This window comes from Paenibacillus sp. Paensp111 (assembly GCF_059492195.1).
Genome location: NZ_CP168527.1, coordinates 2,132,669 through 2,151,766, shown reverse-complemented (window position 1 = coordinate 2,151,766; position 19,098 = coordinate 2,132,669). Strand labels below are relative to the sequence as shown.

Annotated in this window: 20 protein-coding genes and 1 riboswitch; of the genes, 3 read left to right on the top strand and 17 right to left on the bottom strand. The window is 45.4% G+C overall.

Annotated features, from left to right (window positions below; translation table 11 throughout):
• Positions 1–114: 114 nt before the first annotated feature.
• On the bottom strand, positions 115–1,182 hold the full coding sequence (gene pdhA, locus ACEN86_RS09990) for a pyruvate dehydrogenase (acetyl-transferring) E1 component subunit alpha (RefSeq protein WP_495634119.1): 1,068 nt from the start codon (positions 1,180–1,182) through the stop codon (positions 115–117).
• A 255-nt stretch (positions 1,183–1,437) separates the two neighbouring features.
• On the opposite strand from pdhA, the gene ACEN86_RS09985 reads away from it, so the two are divergent.
• Positions 1,438–2,166 carry an alpha/beta hydrolase gene (locus tag ACEN86_RS09985; RefSeq protein WP_495634118.1) on the top strand — a complete coding sequence of 243 codons (729 nt, stop codon included), beginning with the start codon at positions 1,438–1,440 and terminating at the stop codon, positions 2,164–2,166.
• 91 nt (positions 2,167–2,257) lie between these two features.
• On the opposite strand, the gene ACEN86_RS09980 is transcribed toward ACEN86_RS09985, so the two are convergent.
• Positions 2,258–2,893 (bottom strand): trimeric intracellular cation channel family protein, encoded by a 636-nt coding sequence (locus tag ACEN86_RS09980; RefSeq protein WP_495634117.1) that lies wholly within the window; start codon positions 2,891–2,893, stop codon positions 2,258–2,260.
• Between the two features lie 135 nt (positions 2,894–3,028).
• Here ACEN86_RS09980 and ACEN86_RS09975 point away from each other — a divergent pair, with 135 nt between their 5' ends.
• Both ACEN86_RS09975 and ACEN86_RS09970 read left to right on the top strand, forming a co-directional pair.
• The gene (locus tag ACEN86_RS09975; RefSeq protein ID WP_495634268.1) at positions 3,029–3,670 is read left to right on the top strand and encodes a thiamine diphosphokinase; all 642 of its coding nucleotides are present in this window, start codon (positions 3,029–3,031) and stop codon (positions 3,668–3,670) included.
• A 283-nt stretch (positions 3,671–3,953) separates the two neighbouring features.
• Positions 3,954–4,478, top strand: a complete 525-nt coding sequence (locus ACEN86_RS09970) for a C40 family peptidase (protein WP_495634116.1) — start codon at positions 3,954–3,956, stop codon at positions 4,476–4,478.
• Between the two features lie 45 nt (positions 4,479–4,523).
• Here the strand turns inward: ACEN86_RS09970 and ACEN86_RS09965 are convergent, their stop codons facing one another.
• From ACEN86_RS09965 to ACEN86_RS09895, 15 genes are all read right to left on the bottom strand, one after another.
• Positions 4,524–5,243: a response regulator transcription factor gene (locus ACEN86_RS09965; protein ID WP_495634115.1), complete on the bottom strand. Its 720-nt coding sequence runs from the start codon at positions 5,241–5,243 to the stop codon at positions 4,524–4,526.
• A gap of 87 nt (positions 5,244–5,330) precedes the next feature.
• Positions 5,331–6,362 carry a thiazole biosynthesis adenylyltransferase ThiF gene (locus ACEN86_RS09960; protein WP_495634114.1) on the bottom strand — a complete coding sequence of 344 codons (1,032 nt, stop codon included), beginning with the start codon at positions 6,360–6,362 and terminating at the stop codon, positions 5,331–5,333.
• Entirely contained in the window at positions 6,359–7,126 is a 768-nt protein-coding gene (locus tag ACEN86_RS09955; RefSeq protein ID WP_495634113.1) for a thiazole synthase, read from the bottom strand. The genes ACEN86_RS09960 and ACEN86_RS09955 overlap by 4 nt, the downstream gene beginning before the upstream one ends.
• Before the next feature lie 3 nt (positions 7,127–7,129).
• Positions 7,130–7,336 carry a sulfur carrier protein ThiS gene (gene thiS / locus ACEN86_RS09950; protein ID WP_495634112.1) on the bottom strand — a complete coding sequence of 69 codons (207 nt, stop codon included), beginning with the start codon at positions 7,334–7,336 and terminating at the stop codon, positions 7,130–7,132.
• Positions 7,333–8,463: a glycine oxidase ThiO gene (gene thiO, locus ACEN86_RS09945; RefSeq protein ID WP_495634111.1), complete on the bottom strand. Its 1,131-nt coding sequence runs from the start codon at positions 8,461–8,463 to the stop codon at positions 7,333–7,335. Before thiO ends, thiS begins: the two co-directional genes overlap by 4 nt.
• Before the next feature lie 57 nt (positions 8,464–8,520).
• On the bottom strand, positions 8,521–9,129 hold the full coding sequence (locus tag ACEN86_RS09940; protein ID WP_495634110.1) for a thiamine phosphate synthase: 609 nt from the start codon (positions 9,127–9,129) through the stop codon (positions 8,521–8,523).
• A 170-nt stretch (positions 9,130–9,299) separates the two neighbouring features.
• Positions 9,300–9,406: riboswitch (TPP riboswitch) on the bottom strand.
• A gap of 103 nt (positions 9,407–9,509) precedes the next feature.
• A complete protein-coding gene (locus tag ACEN86_RS09935) occupies positions 9,510–11,063 on the bottom strand; it encodes an ABC-F family ATP-binding cassette domain-containing protein (RefSeq protein WP_495634109.1) in 1,554 nt (517 codons plus the stop codon).
• Positions 11,064–11,241: 178 nt separating this feature from the next.
• Complete coding sequence (locus ACEN86_RS09930; RefSeq protein WP_495634108.1) at positions 11,242–12,231, bottom strand: hypothetical protein; 990 nt, start codon at positions 12,229–12,231, stop codon at positions 11,242–11,244.
• Entirely contained in the window at positions 12,218–12,769 is a 552-nt protein-coding gene (locus ACEN86_RS09925) for a hypothetical protein (protein WP_495634107.1), read from the bottom strand. Before ACEN86_RS09925 ends, ACEN86_RS09930 begins: the two co-directional genes overlap by 14 nt.
• A gap of 11 nt (positions 12,770–12,780) precedes the next feature.
• Positions 12,781–13,176 carry a hypothetical protein gene (locus ACEN86_RS09920; RefSeq protein ID WP_495634106.1) on the bottom strand — a complete coding sequence of 132 codons (396 nt, stop codon included), beginning with the start codon at positions 13,174–13,176 and terminating at the stop codon, positions 12,781–12,783.
• Entirely contained in the window at positions 13,176–13,661 is a 486-nt protein-coding gene (locus ACEN86_RS09915) for an ABC transporter permease (protein ID WP_495634105.1), read from the bottom strand. Before ACEN86_RS09915 ends, ACEN86_RS09920 begins: the two co-directional genes overlap by 1 nt.
• 23 nt (positions 13,662–13,684) lie before the next feature.
• A complete protein-coding gene (locus ACEN86_RS09910; protein WP_495634104.1) occupies positions 13,685–15,769 on the bottom strand; it encodes a hypothetical protein in 2,085 nt (694 codons plus the stop codon).
• Complete coding sequence (locus ACEN86_RS09905) at positions 15,759–17,546, bottom strand: pilus assembly protein CpaF (protein ID WP_495634103.1); 1,788 nt, start codon at positions 17,544–17,546, stop codon at positions 15,759–15,761. The genes ACEN86_RS09910 and ACEN86_RS09905 overlap by 11 nt, the downstream gene beginning before the upstream one ends.
• Positions 17,547–18,374 (bottom strand): hypothetical protein, encoded by an 828-nt coding sequence (locus ACEN86_RS09900; RefSeq protein ID WP_495634102.1) that lies wholly within the window; start codon positions 18,372–18,374, stop codon positions 17,547–17,549.
• Complete coding sequence (locus ACEN86_RS09895; RefSeq protein WP_495634101.1) at positions 18,371–19,084, bottom strand: hypothetical protein; 714 nt, start codon at positions 19,082–19,084, stop codon at positions 18,371–18,373. Before ACEN86_RS09895 ends, ACEN86_RS09900 begins: the two co-directional genes overlap by 4 nt.
• Positions 19,085–19,098: the final 14 nt, after the last annotated feature.

Genomic DNA, 19,098 nt, shown 5'->3' with positions numbered 1-19,098 from the left:
AGGTTTGATTCCTGAAATCATATGAATACGCTTCGTGACAACCGGTACAACCGGCAGTGCAAGAACTCCCCCGTCCGATCATCGTCTTACTCTGGGGAGTCTTAAAATTCTATATTATTGGAAGTCAGCCTTTTGCTCTTCCAGATGCTTCGGTGTAGTTTCGAACATGCTGTCAATCAAGCCGGCAACGGTCATTTTCTCCGTTTGTTCCGCTTTCTTGATTTGCTCGTTCACTTTTGCTTTTGCTTCTTCTTTCACACGGACAGTGTCTTCATCAGTCCAAAGACCCTTCTTCTCCAAATATTTAGCAAGACGGGCAATTGGATCCTTCTCATTCCATTGACCTTCTTCTTCTTTGGTACGATATTTGGAAGCATCGTCAGAAAGGGAATGCGGACGGAAACGGTAAGTTACGGCTTCAATCAAGGTTGCACCTTCGCCATTACGGCCGCGCTCAGCAGCTTCTTGTACCGCTTTGATTACAGCAAGCACGTCCATTCCATCTACCTTCACGCCAGTGATACCTGCCGCAACCGCTTTGTGGGCGATGGACAACGCAGCTGTTTGTTTGGAGAACGGAGTTGTGATGGCATAACCATTATTTTGTACAAAGAAAATAACCGGCAGCTTGTAGACTCCGGCATAGTTAAGTCCTTCGTAGAAATCGCCTTCGGAGGAACCGCCGTCACCTGTATAAGTAATAACAACTTGTTTTTGCTTTCTGAGTTTGTAACCCATAGCAATACCCATCGCATGCAGGATTTGTGCACCGATGATGATTTGCGGCATAAGTACGTTAACACCTTGAGGAATTTCCCCGCCATGCTGGTGACCACGAGAGTACAGGAACGCTTGATACAAAGGAAGACCGTGCCATACGATTTGCGGCATATCACGGTAACCAGGACATACGAAATCTTCTTTCTCCAGTGCGAACTCACTGCCCACCATAGTAGCTTCTTGACCGGATACCGGTGCATAGAAACCAAGACGTCCTTGGCGGCCCAAGTTCACTGCACGATCATCCCAAGTACGGGTAAATACCATGCGATACATAATTTCTTTCAGTTGATCGTCGGTCAAATCAGGAAGTTTTTCTTTGTTTACGATTTCACCGTCCGGCGAGAGCACGGACAGCGTGTCAACTTCCTCCGTATATACTTCATAAGGAACCTTGCTCATTATCTTCACCTCGACAAAAAATTTGAATATCATGTTCCACTGTTATAGAATTATTATACATCTGTTTCACCGATTAAGTCAAAGGATATACTTTAAAATGTGTTCTACTCTGTTTTTTGTATGTATAACAGAAGAACGATAATTGTATAACACTTAGGGGAATAATCCCTTTTTCCATGACATGTCTTCATCGGTAATCTTACCTGATTGCAATTTCAAAAGCAAAAAATCAACGGGCGGAGCGTGAACATTAGCATGACAGATTCGCGTTATTTAAAACGGACCATAGTTAAAGAAGTCATTGACAGCAGCATCCTAAATGAGAAACGAAATCTCCGGATTTATCTGCCTCCTGGCTATAATGAAATCCTGAGCTACCCTGTGATATATTGCCAGGACGGAGAGGAATTCTTCAATTATGGAAGGATTGCGACCCTTGCCAATCAGCTTATCCTCGATGAGAACATCGACCCTTTCATTGTGGTCGGAGTAGAGGTAGACACCAAGGTTCGTACGGCTGAATATGCTCCATTCGGACATCGTTTTGAGGCTTATACCTCCTGTTTCACACAAGAGATCATTCCCTTTGTGGAACGCAATTATCCAGTGAGGAAGGAACGCAGTGAGCGTATTCTGGCTGGTGACTCCCTAGGGGGAACCGTATCGCTGCATTTGGCTATGAAAAACCCCGAACTGTTTTCCAAAATTATCAGCCTGTCGGGCGCCTTCTATATCCCTACTCAGGAAATTGTTGCTCAGGAGACCGACTTAACCGGACTTTCCCTGTATATGATCGTGGGACTTCAAGAACGTGATTACCAGACCGACACGGGAATTTATGATTTCGTCGAGCTTAACCGGAACACCAAGGCACTGCTCGAAGCACGAGGAGCTCAGGTGCATTATCTCGAGAAGGATGGCAAGCACCTGTGGGGCTTCTGGCAAAAGGAGCTGCCCGCTGCTCTGATCCACTTTCTGAAATAAATCCTTACTCATGCAAAAGCGCCGGGTTCGATACTCATCGATCCGGCGCTTCTTCGTCACAACCTATATTAGATTTAAAGCAAAATCTTCTTTATGAATCCAAATAATGTGAATCGGGCAGATTTTCTTTGAGTGAACGCCGGGGCAGCTTCCATCTATATAGCACGGAGAGCATTCGGAAAATAACTACCACCGCAAACAAGAAGATCAGTTCCCAGTTATTCTTGGCCATTCCAAGACCCACTGCGACACCAGCGACCATGGCCCATACCGCGTAAATCTCATCCCGCAGAACAAGAGGCTTGCGGCCTGCCAATAAATCACGGATAATTCCTCCGCCAATACCGGTTAGTACGGCTGCTACGACCACAGCGCTTAGTGGATGCTTCATATTGGTGGCGTATAAGGCACCTTGAATCGCGAACGCCGACAAGCCAATGGCATCAAATAAAGCCTCCGTCTTCTTCCAATGCTGGATCCATTTAAGCGGAAGCACAAAAGCAACAAGTACAGACATATTCGCCAGTATGATGAGGTCCCCCTGGGTCCAAAGTGTAGTTACCGGTACACCAATAAGCACATTACGGATGATCCCTCCACCGAAAGCAGTCACCAACCCAAGTACCAGTACGCCAAGGATGTCATACTCCTCTTCCATCGCTACAAAAGCTCCTGACATGGCGAAAGCGATTGTACCAATTATGCTGAAAATATCAAATATATGCATTTCTCTTATGCCCCTACTCTCTCTGCTCTTTACACGACTTTTTCATTGTAATCCTGACCTCCAAAATTGTGCAAGACATAAAGTTGTCCTATACTGATCATAGTAGTCATGTCAGGGGAAGAAAGGATGAAATCAATGCCTCCACAACGGGTTTTGATCTTTACCGGCGGTAATATTAAGAAGGACAGTATTCATGAGATCCAAGAAAATGACTTCATTATAGGGGCAGATAAAGGGGCGCTGTTTCTCGTTGACAACGGCATACAACCAGATATTTCTGTAGGAGATTTCGACTCAGTAACCGAGCATGAGCTTGAACGGATTCGTCAGGCTACCCGGAAGTTAATCACCTGCGATCCGGTTGATAAGGATCTTACAGATACCGAACTTGCTTTTGACATGGCCCTTGATCAGCAGCCTGAGGAAGTTGTCATGATTGGAGCAGTGGGATCGAGGCTCGATCATTCTCTGGCCAACATCCAAATGATGTTAAGAGGACTTCAACATAAAGTAATTAGCTCTATTCTGGATGATCATAATTATATCTCGCTTACCGGTTCCTTCCTAAAGGTACAAGAGCGGGGATTCACCTACGTCTCTCTTCTTCCTTTAACGCCTGAAGTCACCGGGATTACACTGGAGGGTTTTATGTATCCTTTGGAGAATGCCACGATTCATATGGGCCAATCACTCGGAATCAGCAATCAGCTAACCGGGCCTGAAGGAACTGTTCAAATTGAAAGCGGCCTGCTGCTCGTTATTCAGAGCAAGGATTAAGCTTTTTCTCTGGTAACAATATTGTCATATTGAGATAACAATGTTTCAAATTAGAAAGCTGATAAACCCTTGTACATCAAGGGTTTATTTTTGTTTTACTCTCTAAATCAGATGATGTATGCGCTATTTTAGTTAAACTTTTTGTAACTTTAATGATATTTTAATAATCACCTTCAAAGCACTGCCAGGCATGAGTTTGTTGGCACCTATCCATAATCTAGTAGCTTAATAACCTGATATAGTAGAGCCATGCCCAACAAGAAAAGAAATTTGGAGGTACTACATGAGAAACCATAACAAACTATTCCAAAAAGTATTGACTCTAGGGGTGTGTGCCACAATCACATTCTCAGGATTCTTTGCAGCAGGTGCTTCTTCAGTTAACGCAGCATCTTCAACTATTACCGCTCAAGCTACAGCAACATCGAAGGCCCAAAAGGTGATTAACCTAGGAAAAAGATTCATGGGCGTTCCATATAAGTTTGGTGCAGCAACCAATACAACTCGTAACTTTGACTGCTCGACTTTCACTAAATATGTATTTAAGTCTGTAGGCGTTAAATTGCCTCGTACGTCTGCTCAGCAATCTAAAGTAGGTAAATTCGTGTCCCGCTCTAACCTGAAGGCTGGAGATTTGGTCTTCTTCTCAAGCGGCAGCCGTGCCAACGGCAGAAACGTAACTCACGTGGCTATATATATTGGCGGAGGCAAGCTTCTCCACACTTATGGTAAACCCGGTGTTACTATTTCCAACTTGAACAAAGGTAACTGGGACAGAACGTATCTGAAAGCGCGCCGCGTAATCTAATATCAGCAGCACGATCTTAGCCGATGTCCAGGGACATCGGCTTTTTTAGTGAATAATATATCCTGTACCTCTAACAGTATGAATAATCTTTCGCGAAAATCCGCGGTCAATCTTACTTCTTAAATGGCGGATATAGACATCAACCACATTGGTATCTACCCGGAAATCATATCCCCATACTTCCTGAAGCAGTTCTTCCCGACTGCATGCCTGATTCACTCGGCGAAGCATAAAACAAAGAAGATCATATTCCTTGGGGGTTAGCTTGATCAGTTGTTCCCCCCTGTACACCTTCCGGCTCTTTAACTGGACCTCAACATCCGCAAAAGATAACAGCAATTCAGTACCCGCTCTTGCTCCGTAGAACAACTCAAGCAGCTTATGAACACGAGCTACTATCTCCTCATATGGCGCGGAAAGATCTACATAATCATGTGCACCTTCCTCGAAGGCTTGAACCAGCTCGGGGGTAGAAGCTTCCGATGCGAGTACAATAACCGGAAATTTCATGGTAGGCGAACCGTCCCTTAGTGCTTTTAACAAATCAATAAGTCCCATCTCTTCCACAAGCGTACTGATCAGCAGCAAATACGGTGTCTCTAGGCGAACTGCTTGGAGAGCCTCCTCCGTATGTCCGAACTTTTCTATGCCAAATCCAGCTTCTGTCAGTGCCGCTGTAAGCACCTGATCAGCTCCATTCAACTCACCAACAATCACAATCGTTCTGTGAGAAACCGTCTTCGACCTCCTTTTCGTACAGGCCATTAGAGCTTATTTTCTCACAATACAAAAAATCCATACTGCCCCATGGCAGTATGGATAGGTTTATTCCTATATTGTTCAAAATACTTCTTAACCGAAATAACGATGATAAATGCGTTTGGCCTCAGCTGTATCCTTGGTTCCGTGAACCATGGCACGGCCATCCTTGAATATAACGAGCCTTTTATCTTGAAGCTTGATCGAGACGAGAAAAGGATTGCTCTCCACCGCTCCCTCATTCATCTCTTTGAAGGATGCTGCGACTTGGGAAAGGTTGATCTCTCTTCGTACAGGGGGTCTAATCTGAACCGTATCCCGGCCGCACAGCACTTCGGTTTTCTGCAGATTGGCTGCAGACAGGAATGGATACGTTCTGTTCGGACCACACGAAAGGCAATCGTGCTTGATTGCACCGCCCACCTTGATGGAGGCCTGCTCGTTGCGCCACAAATCGAACGATAGTAAAGTCCCTCTGAGTGCCTGTTTGTTCCCGGTCAGCAGCTTTAATGCTTCTGTGGTCTGATGGGCAACTACAGTTTGTACGGCCGGAGGAATGATACCAGCTGTGTCGCAGGTATCCCCGCCCAGCGGGATGGATCCCAGCAGACAATTAAGACAAGGGGTCTCACCGGGGAGTATAGTATATGTAATACCGTAACTGCCCACGCATCCCCCATAAATCCAGGGTATACCATGCTTTTGAGCAATATCATTAATGAGCAGACGCGTATCGAAGTTATCCGTTGCGTCTAGGATCAGTTGTATACCGGGCAGCAAATCTTCAATTTCCTGTAAAGTAACGTCAATGACATGCGCGTCGATCTTCACGCTCGAGTTAATCTCCTTCAGCCTTCTGTGAGCGGCAATGGCTTTGGGAAGGCGTTCCCTTGCATCTGACTCCGAGAAAAGCTGCTGGCGCTGCAAATTGCTCCATTCTACGTAATCCCGGTCGGCAATGCGGACATGCCCCACTCCGGCGCGGACCATCGTCTCCGCTATTCCCGTGCCCAGTGCACCTGCACCAATAATCAGGATACTGCTGTCCCCCAGCCTCTTCTGGCCTTCAAGACCAATTGGCGTGAAACGTTCCTGTCTGGAATAACGGTCTTCCCCATCCATCATTTCGTGATCATCCCTTCCTGCGGACTGCTTGCCGCAGCATAACGTTTGATCGGTATCCTCCCTGCTTCATATCCTAGGCGTCCAGCTTGAACCGCAAGCTTCATGGCTTCAGCCATTTTCACCGGGTCATTGGCTCCGGAGACTGCTGAATTCAAGAGCACGCCATCTGCCCCAAGCTCCATTGCGAAGGCCGCGTCCTTAGGAGAACCGATTCCTGCATCTACAATGACAGGAACTTCTGCTTGTTCAATGATGATCTCCAGGTTGAAAGGATTAATAATGCCGCGTCCCGTTCCTATAGGGGAAGCTCCTGGCATTACCGCGTGTACGCCCAGCTTCTGCAGCCTCTTGGCCAGAATCACATCATCCGAAATATAAGGAAGAACGATGAATCCTTCCTCAAGCAAAATTTCACAGGCTTTAAAGGTCTCAAGCGGATCAGGAAGAAGCGTCTGGGAATCACCGATTACCTCTACCTTGATCATATCACAAAGTCCCGAGGCTTTTGCTAGTCTGGCTATGCGAACTGCCTCATCCGCGTTAACAGCTCCAGCAGTATTAGGCAGCAGCGTATATCTTTTCAGATCAAGACGCTCGAGGAAATTCTCCTCATTTGGATTAGATAAATTAAGACGACGGACTGCAAAGGTAAGAATCTCTGTCTCCGATACCTCAACCGCCCGACTTTGAATGTCCAAATCCGGAAACTTCCCTGTTCCAAGCAATAAGCGTGAATGAAACTGATGTGATCCAATTGTTAACATAGTTTAACCGCCTCCCACAAAATGTACAATCTCTATCGTATCGCCATCTTTAACCGGTGTATCCGCATGCTGTTCCTTAAGCAAAATCTCGTGATTTCTCTCAACAACCACTGTCTTAACGCCCAGATCCAGACTATGAAGCAGATCTCCAACCGATTTGATTGCCTCTTCATCCAGGTGCATGTACTGCCCATTGATCCGCAGCTTCATTGAAGAAGTCCCCCTTCAAGCTGATACTGGAACCGGTCAGGGCTGAACGGAGCCAGGTTAATCCCAGGTGTAACGATGCCCTCCAGCTCGTCTGCGAGAATTCGGGCTGTTATGGCGCTTAGAAGAATACCGTTCCGATAATGACCAGCGGCTGCATAAAGGCCGCGCACATCTGCAAACTCACCCAGGTATGGCAGTCCATCCGGGGACTTCGGCCGATGCCCTGACCAGGCTCTAACAAAGTGAGCATTGCTGATCTCAGGAATCATTTTTGCCGCTTCGCTAAGCAGTCTTGTCACACTTCCAGCAGCTACGCCATTTGAACTGTCACCTGGGAAGCTCGTAGCTCCAATCCACAGCTTGTTGCCTGGTTTTGGCACAATATATATGGATTTGGCATAGAGGGTAGTTCGCAATAGAGGAGTATCGCTCTGTACCTCTACAATTTCCCCTTTTACTGGCTCTAAAGGAAGTGATAGACCTAGTGGCTGAAGAAGCTGTTCTAATCTCCATCCGCCAGCCAGAACAACCTGATCGCCTCGAAGGAAGCCTCTAGTAGTCATAACCCCTTGTACGCGTTCCTCTTCCACTTGAAGACTTACAGCCTCTGTCTGACGGAGCAGTACAGCACCTTTGGCCTGAGCACAATAAGCCAGCGCCTCTGTAAGCTTGGACGGAATCACTTGTATTTCTTCTGAGCGGTAGATGGCTCCTGCCAGCCCCTGAATAAGTGCAGGCTCACTGCTTACCAGCTGATCCGGCATCCACCACTCACCCTTACCATCAGCCAGTATTCTGGCCTGAAGCTCTTCAGCTTCCTGTTCGTCTCTCGCAGGGGTAAGGAAGCCTTGAACGTTCAGTCCTGCGTCTATACCGCTGATCTCCCTTAGTTCCCGAATCACTGCAGGGAAGGCGTCTCTGCTCAATCTGGCCATAATCTTCAGTTCGGGATGCTCAAACTGCTCACAATCTGCTGCAAGCATTCCCGCTGCCGCCCCTGAAGAACCTGCTGCCAGATCCTTCTGTTCTACTATCGTAACTTTCCTGCCTCGCTTGGCTAACTGATAACCTAGGAAGCTTCCGATAATCCCGCCTCCAATAATGATGATTTCACGTTGCGCGCCCAAGAACCTTCACTCTCCTTCTTGTATCTGTGCTGCTAACCAAGATGTCTCGGCACAGCCTTAAATCAGCGCATTCCGGTACTCAATTGCTGCAGCAACAGGATCTGCTGCATTCATAATTCCCGACATGATCGCTATCCCTGACGCACCTGCCTGAATAATATCGTTCACACGCTGCGGAGTAATGCCGCCTATCGCTATTACAGGAATCGGAGATATCGAGCAGTTCACAGCAAGCTCTGTTAATCCTCTTCCTGGCAGACCTGCTTTGGAGTTGGTAGGGAATATATGCCCATAGAGGCAGTAATCCGCACCATCCGAATAAGCAGCCTGAATCTCCTCGGCTTGATGAACCGAGCGTCCGATTCTAAGCTTATCTTTAATGATCGCTTTAGCTTGGATCAGGCTTAGACTTTCTGCACCTAACTGCACACCTCCAAGACCATAAGCCAGGGCGATATCTACTCGGTCGTTAACGTATAACTTAGTACGAGGTACTCCAAGTTCTAGCAGCTTCTCCACAGCGGAAGATAACTTTCGAGCACTCCAAAGTCGTTCTCTAAGGTGAAAGGCATCTATGTAAGGATGAATGGCTTCGGCAATGGACATAAGCTCAGAAGGATTCTGCTCTCCAGTGGAAATAACGTGGATTTCATAGGAAGAGCTCATTAATCTTCATCTTCCTTTCAGGTGATATGTAGTAAAAGTGGTATAATTCCATGCAAAAAAGCCGCTCTCATAGAGAGCGGCAGCACGTTCATATCAAAGCGAGAGCTCTGATCACGGCCAAATTCAGCAGGGTTAATCATAAGTTCCCATATCTTGAATTGTGGTTGTGTCATTCACGAGTACCACTTCCCTACGCTGGTATGACCCAGATCAGGTGCAAAGGGTCCGGAAGTATGGACTTCCATCTCAGCCAGAATCGGCCCCCCTAGTGTGTAGCTATTCAGGTTACAACAATTGTAACATGTTTTGGAAATATAGAGAACCCTCAGATCACCTTTATAAATAAAGTACTGAGAGTTCTCTTAAGTGAGCAATTAAATTTAGACGTTTTTGGTGGACCAAGCTTCTACATCCCAAGTCTTGGTAACCCAATCCTCGTAGAAATCAGGTTCGTGGGATACTAGAATCACAGTTCCTTTAAATTCCTTAAGAGCGCGCTTGAGTTCTTCCTTGGCTACCACATCCAAGTGATTCGTAGGTTCGTCAAACAGAATATAGTTAGTTTCACGCATCATCAGCTTGCAAAGACGTACTTTGGCTTGTTCTCCCCCGCTCAGCGCTTTAAGCGGCCGGGTAATGTGTTCATTCTTCAACCCGCAGCGTGCCAAATGTGCACGGACCTCATGCTGATTCAGATGAGAGAATTCATTCCACACATCGTCAATCGGAGTAATATTCTCAGCGCGGACCTCTTGCTCAAAATAAGCCGGGAACAAAAAGTCACCCTGATACGTTTTCCCGCTGATTGGACGGATTTTGCCTAAGATCGTCTTCAGAAGCGTAGATTTACCTACACCATTACATCCCACAATAGCAATCTTGTCTCCGCGTTCGATCGTCATGGACATCTTGGGCAGCAGGGCATGGGTATACCCAATTTCAAAGTCGATTCCCTCAAACACGGTCTTCCCGCTTGCACGAGCTTCCTTAAAACCAAATGTCGGTTTAGCCGCTTCTTCGGGCCGATCAATACGTTCAATCCGCTCGAGCTGTTTCTCCCGGCTTTTTGCCCGGCCAGATGTGGAGTAACGAGCTTTATTTCGCTGAATGAAGTCTTCCTGCTTCTTGATAAATTCCTGCTGCTTCTCATAAGCTTCGATATGCTGGTTCTTGTTCATATCTGCCATGTCGAGGAACTTCTCATAGTTAGCAGTATATCGAGTCAACTTGGCGAACTCGAGATGATATACTACATTGACTACTTTATTCATAAACTCGGTATCATGAGAGATCAGCATAAAAGCATAAGGATAGTTCTGCAAATAGTTAGTTAACCACTGAATATGCTCAACGTCCAAATAGTTGGTAGGCTCGTCGAGCAGCAATACATTTGGCTTCTCAAGCAGCAGCTTGGCCAGAAGCACCTTGGTACGCTGCCCCCCGCTTAGAGCAGATACATCGCGATCAAGTCCAATGGCGGAGAGTCCAAGTCCATTCGCCATCTCCTCGACTTTTACATCAATGAGATAGAAATCGCCGATGTCCAGCTGTTCCTGGATTTCCCCCATCTGGTTCAATAGTTCCTCAAGTTCTTCAGGTGAAGCATCACCCATTTTGTCGGTGATCTCCATCATTTCCTGCTCAAGCTCCAGAAGTGGAAGGAAGGCATCCTTCAGCACATCACGAACCGTCTTGCCAGGGGTAAGTATGGAGTGCTGATCCAAATAGCCATAGCGCACTCTCGGTGTCCACTCCACTTTCCCACTATCTTTAAGCAGCTTGCCTGTCAAAATATTCATAAGCGTCGACTTACCGACGCCATTTGCTCCAACCAATCCTACTCGTTCACCTGCCAGGAGTCGGAAAGAGACATTCTTGAATAACGTGCGGTCTCCAAAATTATGTGATACGTTCTCAACTGTTAATAAACTCATAAAAAAGAACAAGCTCCTATCTCATATATATTTAATAAATTCTGTAATCATCAATATAGACATTCAAGAATTCATTTTAGCATAAGAAGGAGCATTCCCGAAATAACTGGAGCAAAATTTAATGCAAATCGCTAGCATAATTGCTGCTGGATATAGTAAAGTTACCACCTAGGTCCTCTTAAGGAGAACTGAGGCATGCACTTGACTCAAAGTATCCTTTGGCCGCCGCTTCCCGTTCACTTGCGAATACCTCTTCAGGCTTGTATCCCGAATCGCACGAATTCCGGTAATAATATTTAATTCCGGTAGCCGGGTTGATTCCGCCAATAATAACAGACCGCTTAACCACCCTTCCTCCACCAAGCGCATAATTGTTGTAGTATCCATCTCCTACGGGTATCCCCTGTAGAAATACAAGGATCCCGATATCATTCAGCGTATTATTCCAATCTTCTCCAGAAATGATCGGCAGTGTGAATTGATAAGTCATGCCTACTTTTGAGGTATATGTATTGTGTCTGTTGATTGTATTCGCCAAATCCTCTTCAATACTTTGAACAATGACAGTCCGTCTTTTGGCTTCATATAGATCTTCTTGATCCAGCAGCAGCACACTGCTGTTCCCGGCTACTTCCTCAACCGGTCCGCTCATCCACTTCCCAGCTGCCGCATCATATACGGTCACGTAATGATCCAGTGTGAAATGTATTACGTTACCTTGCTTATCTGCGTAAGCGTAAGGCTTCTTAGAACTCCACCTAGGGTCAGCAAGCGGTTCAGAAAGCTCCCCAGCATATTCGCTTGACTGATAGACATAGTAACCATCATAATCCAGAACTACAACAGCAGGGATATAGTTCAGAAAGGCGCGCTGCGAAGCAGCATCTTCTCCTATTCCAAAATTCAAATACAGAGTATGAAGCATAGTATCCAGCGCTTTATTTCGGTTGGCACGAAAGTACTTGTCCGAGGCATAACCCGCTTCATACATCTGCAGCTCATTATCATTCAGCTGACTTCCCCCATCCTGCGCAGCAGTTCTTAATTCGGTTGTATAGCGGCTGCTTAGACTTTGCGCTTCCAGCCTCTCCTGCTTGTGCAGTGAACTTACCCATAAGAAAGGCCCTACAATAAGAATGAACACCACAGCGAGATCAGTAATCTTCATTTAACACCATGCCTCCATAATGCAGCGGGCTTTCTTCCTGCCCAGAAGCTGAATTGTAGAGTAAACCTGACAATATGCTCAAAGCACCTTTATTCTGCCTCTGAATACTAACCGTGAAATAGTCCCCTGTCTCCAAATAATATTTCCGCTTATTGGTGTCCTTTTCATCTAAATAATCCGGAAATAAGACTTTCTCCAATTCTTCAGTATAGTGCCCTTCATACTGAACGCTATAATCATTCAAGAAAGTTGAGCTATCCGAAGGGTCGGAGTACTCGGGGTGATATTTTTTGTGCTGATGTTCCAACTCTACACCGAAGTTGTCTCCTGAACCCGCTAGTTCTTTTTGAAAATCTTCATACATCTCCGGGGATATATATCCTTTGTTCCTGACAGAGTCAACAAATTCAGTTAAAGCATGATAAGCTGTTAGCTTTGATATGTCCTCCTGGGTCTTGGCATGCTGCATGGCTGGTACAAAATAGAGAAGCAGTACAGCAAGCAGCGCTGCAACAATTTTGGAAACGGAGTTAATCATGATTCTGCCCCTTAATCCATCTTATTAAATGACACTTGCTTAAGCTCTCCCGAAGTATCTCTGACATAATCTACTTTATAGGTACTGCTCAAGCTAACCTCATCGGCCGGAAAATCCAGATCAGGTCCAGTCTGGCTGATGGGATACAGCCGGCCTTGAAGTTCTACATCTACGTGTTCCTCATAACGCTGCTGCATAAAGACAAGAACCTCAGCTCCTGAATAGGTCTCAGCCGTGACCCTATTACCACCTATAGAGACGCTTCGATTCTGTGATCGACCAATTTCCGAGGCGCGGTCCAGTGCTTGATTAGCCATGTTAACTCCGCTCCAGGTATAGATGAGTGCGGTGATCCATAAGGTGACCCCTGCCGCTAACCAAAGCAGCTTCTTAGTTGTCTTTAACATTATCTGGCCGTGCTCTGTATAAATATGAGACCTCGAACGACGTTCGAGCTGTCCTTCACAACCTGTGCTTTAAACTTGCCGCTGGGATTTACATAATTCGGGTCTGTTTCATCCCAAGATTTCGTAACTTCCGTAGTGCTCTTCCCTGTCACAGATCCATACGCACCATCTGTCACATCAGCCGTGTTCAGAGATGAGCCGTACCACACGCCGCTTTGATTCTTTCCCGTGAGAACTTTAATCCCAAATTGGTCCTTCCCTTTAAATTTTCTGATCGCATTAACAACCTGAGAACCACTTATGGAAGTATCGTCATAGACAGTAAAAGAAGCTTGGGCGAGCTCTGTTTGGATGTCCGAAAAGTTGTTCTGCGCTGTCTTTGTTGCCTCTTGGGCAGAAATAAATAGAATGACCACAATAGTTATTAAGGCTATGGTGAGAAATATACCTGCTGCAACTTTAAGTGCTGTAGAAGCGTTATTCATAAAATTTAGGTCCTCCAGATATTTTAAATTTTTTGGATCTGATCATAATACTGACTCATCTGTGCAAAACTCATCCAGATTAGCGGCGTAACCAGATACATGAAGATAAGTGCATACATAGGCGTGAAGCCAATCATCCGGCCAAGGCTTGCCTTGGTCTCCAACATTCGATCGTAGTCCTGCCGCCGCTGCTCAAACCGAAAAGCCATTTCACTCTCCAGATCATCGAAAGCCTGAGCAATTGGTATCTTCTCGACCGCAAGCAGCAGCTTCTCTGTCAATCTGGTGAATTCGGGTAAAGCCGATTCTTCCTTCATTCCCTGCAGGGAAGCCTCTGCCCCATGCTCATAATGCAGCAGGCATTTCTCAATTGGAGTTCTAAATATTACAGAGTACGAAAGCATCCATTCAAGAATTTCCTCAACTGAGATCCGTTCAAGCTCCCGCAGAATTGAGATCATAGTCTGAAACTGATAAACTTCATGCTTCATATCCATCGACCTGACTCTTCTACTGAAGATGAGCATCCACAAAGGAAAATAATACCCCGCAAATCCAGTACCCATCGACAAAAGAACTTCCCACCATTTCAAGTACTCTTGATTGAGACGACTCAGTTTATCGACAATACGGCTAGCTGCTGCCGCAATCTGCTCTTTAGTCATATCTGACTCTGCGCTTGTTGCAACCATTTTCAATGCTTGGTCAAAATTATCTGATGAGCCAGAGCGCATGCCAGAACTATTTAGTCTAATGATCCATTTCCGATCCTCGTCAGCTGCTACGCGAGCTTTGTTCATTTCTTCCGGGGACATAGAGCCGAAAGCCACAGCTTCTCTCGGACTTTGCGATACAATCCGATCCCGTTCTACCCAGTGCAGGACAAAGCAGGTACTTAGCGTTATCACAAACGCACCGGCCGCTAAGACAACTCTTCGAACATAAATCCACTCTACTTTTGCTGGATGGTTGGTATCCCTTAACAGCTTAGAGACTTTCAGATAAGCGCGGGAATTAGGACTTGGGATAAATAACCCAAGCAATTTCCCTATCTTTGGAAGTTGATAAATTACGATTTCCCAACGTATACGACCTCGTCCAGTCTCATATAATCTATCTTCCAGACTGCTTAGCTTCTGAAGCAGCACATAAGCAAGAATGATAATGAGATAGATGATTATCTTGGTGAGCATCCCGTATTTCCCTAAATAATAGTCATCCATTAAGGGAAAGCTTTTTCGTGCCCAGAGCTCAATCGGCTTTGTGAAAAAAACGGGAATAAGAGCAATCAAATGCAGCCCTCTCAATAAGTAATCCAGTTTGCTGCGTCGCAAAATATCCAAATGGATCTCCTGGGTTAGACTACTGATCGCTTTTAAATATACGGAGCCCTCTTTCTTCACCTTGTCCCCATATTCCATAATCAAAAATGAGATGCCAGCAAAAGATTTAAGAAAGCGATTGGGTGACGTTTCATAGTACTTATCGAGAGCTTCGGCGGGTTCAGCTGAGACAAGCGCGTCTGCTATGGCGAATCCATGTCTCGCAATTTCCTCTTCTGCAATTTCTGCCGCATCATATAAGGCCTCTTCCACAATACCGTGACGGTGATAGGCATGCCTTACCTCGGTGTAGTAATCGACCATTTGAAGGAGCAGCTTTTTCTCGAAGCGATGAATAAATGAATCAAGAAACATACCATTAAGGATGATTGCAGTAAGAATTAACGTTAATAAATAGATAAAGTCCGGATTTAAACAAAATAAAAAACTTATGCTGATTCCAAACGTCCCTAGAATACACATTCCTGCTGACATGGTATGAATCCGAAGATCAAATTCATTATGAATGTTCACACCAGCAATTCTTTTGCGAACCTTTAGAAGGTATGTGCGTAACAAGGGAAGCTTCATACTGCTTTGATACATAACCAGCATCCATACTTTGAACTGATTCTTCCATCTGCCCGAAGCGGCTGGCTGCTGTGAAAAAGCAAGATAGCCTTCGGCAGAATTTTTTCTATGTAATAGCTTTAACGTGATCATCAGGCTGAAGAATAACATACCGGAGACAACTAGGATCCACATCAACCATTGCTTAAGCTCCAACTTGTTCACCCCAATATGTGCTGACAAATGTACGGAAGCTATTGGCGTCTTCCTGGGTCATTTGCCCTGTCATTTCCTGAATACTTCGGCTGGATAAAGGGCTTGAAGGTACATAACGTCCATTTCGATATTCAACAATGTTTCTTCCCTTGGCAGAGCTATCTCTTACACATTCTGTAATCCTCTCAATATAGCGCTTGCCGTTCATATCTGCACGAAGATGGATATTGAAGTTAATAACACTCAGGACCTGCCTTTCTGCCATTCTCTCATCTCTGAACATGCCTGATTTCAGCAGCGAATTACGCAGAGATTGAATAAGGTCATCAAATGTCTTGGCATGATGCGTAAATACAGTAAAAAGACTGGCGACCTGTGCCATCTGAATCATCCAAGTAGCCACCTCGTCTGTGGCCACTTCGCCCAGAATATTGACCGCTCCATCCGTTTTTTTCTGAAGATCAAGCCCGGCTTGGCCGCTTATATAATCCGTCTCCTTAAAGCTGAGTATATTGCGACTGCTGTATAAGCTCCTTAGATGAAGCTCGAACGACATTTCCTGAACGCGGAGCGTATATGAGGCATAGATGTGCTTCACCATTGCCATAAGCAAGGTTGTTTTTCCCGAGCCTTGTGCGCCTGTAATAGCAGTAATTCTGCTTCCCTTCATTAAATATTTAAGAAGCTCAATCGGCAGCTCAGCATTGTCATCTTTGATCAATTGGGCAAGCACGGCGGATTTGACATCAAATTTCCTCACAAAAAACGCCCATGACTCAGAAAAGGGGGGCCTTACCACGACTACGCGAGAGCCATCTTTCATTTCGTTCACTTTATATCCGCTAGTTTCGGATAGCTGGCCAGGGAGGTTATATTTATAAATATTCTGGCACACCCGCTTAAGCTCGCTTTCACTCCCGAACGACAGAAAAGGAAGATGAATGGACTTGCCCTTATAAAAGATCCACAGGCTTTCGTAATTCTTGGGAATATGTGCTCGGCTCGGGCGCAGCCAAGAACCATAACCCTCCGTGTTATTCTCCATTACTTTCCGGCTATCTTGGGCAGGAACCCCGCTTACCCCGCCGCTCACTCCGTCTATTCGTTGATCCCGAAGTTCATCTGCCACCGAGAATCCCTTATAATGCTGGTAGATTCTCTGTACGATGATGTCCAATTTTTCTTGTAATAAGAGGGGTCTATTCTCCTGACTAAAAGCATGGTTAATATCCTCGGCTGTGATCTCAAACACCTGTTCCTCACGATCAGCTGAGGTACGTGCTCTATCCAGACCATATTGCTCAATGAGGGAGCTTATGGCGTTCTCGCCATAGCTACATTTGTACAAGTACAGCAGAATATCGAATCGATCCTGGATGGATAATAAGTCGACTTCCTCAAAAGGAATAATTCTATTAATATTGGTAGAGTCAATTCCATAGGAATTTTGCAGCAGATCAGCAATATACAGCTTTACATATTCCTTATCTGACTGATCTCCGGAAACGCAGCCCTTCAAAGCTTTACGAAGCTCAGCCCTTTGATTAAGGATTCTTCTGAATTGTTCTTCGCCATATTTCCAGTCATCGATCTTTGTTCGGCTAAGATCATGAAGACTATGCTTGATATATTCAATGAGCGCAGCAAGTGTATAGCGTTCCTCCTGATATCCAGCTTCACTAGGGATGCGTTTAAACGTGAATAACTTGAGTATTAAGAATAAGCAGATAAATAAGATAATGAGACCGATAACTATCCCATTTAAACCCGTATCCATCTAAGCCCCCCTGCCAGAAGAGGGGATGCCCTGAATATTTGAAAGCTCCATTACGTTTTGGCTTAATTGCCTGACAACTTCCATATATCTCGCGCCAGAAGCATTCCTGCGTGAAGAACTACAATTACGTTGTACAAAAGCCATCACATCACGGGAATTCCAAGCATCTGCGTATTCCCGACTGTAAGGGATTCCGATGATAGGTGCCTTACAGCTGTACTTTCGTTTGATATTAGAGATTGAGCAGTGCTGATCAGCATCGTAATGATGTATAACAAGCACATGCGGCTTGTTGGTAAGAAGCGGATTATAGTTAGCCTCTTCAAAATAGGTTTCGAGCAGTCTAGTGTTCTGCCTAAGCAGGACGACCATAACTTCCCCGGCTTTCATTGTCATTTCATTAAAAGCTCCCGTTCCAGGCGAATCAATGAATACCAAATCATAACGCTCATTGGCAATCTGTAGCAGATGATTGAATTGAAAGTCATGATATCTTTGCAATCCGGCTTCCCCGAATTCAGGCCCAGGGGCCATATCAAGTCGGTCGTATATTAGCGGCATCGTATAATCAGAAATATTATTTTTGTCTAGGATCCCGCTTCCGGATAGACGCATTAATGAATCCATGCCTTGTTCGTTCACCCGCATAGCTAAATCGGTAGCATAACTTTTACTTTCTCTAAATGCCTCGTCAATTCCCCATCTTCTTTTACCTGTCTGTGTAAGTAGAAGTCTCACACGATAGTCTAGACTTGTTATCAGTGCAAGAGGCACCGCGACCTCTGCTGCTCCAACCTGCCCGTAGTCCCAAAAGGCAACTGTAGTCATGCTCTTCTCCTTTCAGCGGAACGAAATACTTTTCGAGTCAAAGGTCTATCCCACTCAGTCAGTTGTCCAACCAGTTCCTTCAAAGCTTTCTTATAAGGTCGGGTAACCCTCCTAATACCGATGGTTCGTGCATGCTCATTTTCTAAGCGAACGGCAACATTGGTCTCATCCCAAGGCATTTCAATATAGTCCTCATCCCACAAAATAGGCAGGCTGCTGACAAAGCTGCGTATATAAGGTTCACTTAAATGGCTGTCTACACTTTGAACGTAGACCCTTCTCATTTTGATCCCTTGCAGTTCAGGATATCGGTCAAGCAGCCATGCGAACTGCTCTTTGCTTTTTTCCAAGGCATATCTGTCAAAGCTGGTTACCCACACTATGGCATTCGCCTCTGCCCAAATGTCTTGACCGCAGAAATCCAGAGCTTCGAGATCATACAAGATATAGTCATAAGACAGCTCTGATTCGCCATTTCTATCCAGATCACTATATAAATCCAGCGCATTCTCGTAACCCGATGCGATATCAATTCCGCAAAATTCAGTTAGCGGCAAACTCTCTTCTTGGTTACCTATAGAGTATCTGTACTTACCCTTCTCAGTAGCATCAACGAGCATTACCCGATGCCCGTTCATCGTAAGTATCTTACTTAGATACAATAATAGTTCCCGCTTATCACTGACTCCGGCAAAAATCCAGTGCTTCACTTTCACCCCTCCAA

Bases quoted from the DNA above. Each gene is read 5' to 3' on its own strand.
- ACEN86_RS09970 (WP_495634116.1), top strand. From the start codon at position 3,954: ATGAGAAACCATAACAAACTATTCCAAAAAGTATTGACTCTAGGGGTG.
- pdhA (WP_495634119.1), bottom strand. From the start codon at position 1,182: ATGAGCAAGGTTCCTTATGAAGTATATACGGAGGAAGTTGACACGCTG.
- ACEN86_RS09900 (WP_495634102.1), bottom strand. From the start codon at position 18,374: ATGACTACAGTTGCCTTTTGGGACTACGGGCAGGTTGGAGCAGCAGAG.
- ACEN86_RS09905 (WP_495634103.1), bottom strand. From the start codon at position 17,546: ATGGATACGGGTTTAAATGGGATAGTTATCGGTCTCATTATCTTATTT.
- ACEN86_RS09940 (WP_495634110.1), bottom strand. From the start codon at position 9,129: ATGAGCTCTTCCTATGAAATCCACGTTATTTCCACTGGAGAGCAGAAT.
- ACEN86_RS09935 (WP_495634109.1), bottom strand. From the start codon at position 11,063: ATGAGTTTATTAACAGTTGAGAACGTATCACATAATTTTGGAGACCGC.
- ACEN86_RS09985 (WP_495634118.1), top strand. From the start codon at position 1,438: ATGACAGATTCGCGTTATTTAAAACGGACCATAGTTAAAGAAGTCATT.
- thiS (WP_495634112.1), bottom strand. From the start codon at position 7,336: ATGAAGCTGCGGATCAATGGGCAGTACATGCACCTGGATGAAGAGGCA.
- ACEN86_RS09965 (WP_495634115.1), bottom strand. From the start codon at position 5,243: ATGGCCTGTACGAAAAGGAGGTCGAAGACGGTTTCTCACAGAACGATT.
- ACEN86_RS09930 (WP_495634108.1), bottom strand. From the start codon at position 12,231: ATGAAGATTACTGATCTCGCTGTGGTGTTCATTCTTATTGTAGGGCCT.
- ACEN86_RS09955 (WP_495634113.1), bottom strand. From the start codon at position 7,126: ATGTTAACAATTGGATCACATCAGTTTCATTCACGCTTATTGCTTGGA.
- ACEN86_RS09975 (WP_495634268.1), top strand. From the start codon at position 3,029: ATGCCTCCACAACGGGTTTTGATCTTTACCGGCGGTAATATTAAGAAG.
- ACEN86_RS09980 (WP_495634117.1), bottom strand. From the start codon at position 2,893: ATGCATATATTTGATATTTTCAGCATAATTGGTACAATCGCTTTCGCC.
- ACEN86_RS09920 (WP_495634106.1), bottom strand. From the start codon at position 13,176: ATGTTAAAGACAACTAAGAAGCTGCTTTGGTTAGCGGCAGGGGTCACC.
- ACEN86_RS09960 (WP_495634114.1), bottom strand. From the start codon at position 6,362: ATGATGGATGGGGAAGACCGTTATTCCAGACAGGAACGTTTCACGCCA.
- ACEN86_RS09925 (WP_495634107.1), bottom strand. From the start codon at position 12,769: ATGATTAACTCCGTTTCCAAAATTGTTGCAGCGCTGCTTGCTGTACTG.
- ACEN86_RS09915 (WP_495634105.1), bottom strand. From the start codon at position 13,661: ATGAATAACGCTTCTACAGCACTTAAAGTTGCAGCAGGTATATTTCTC.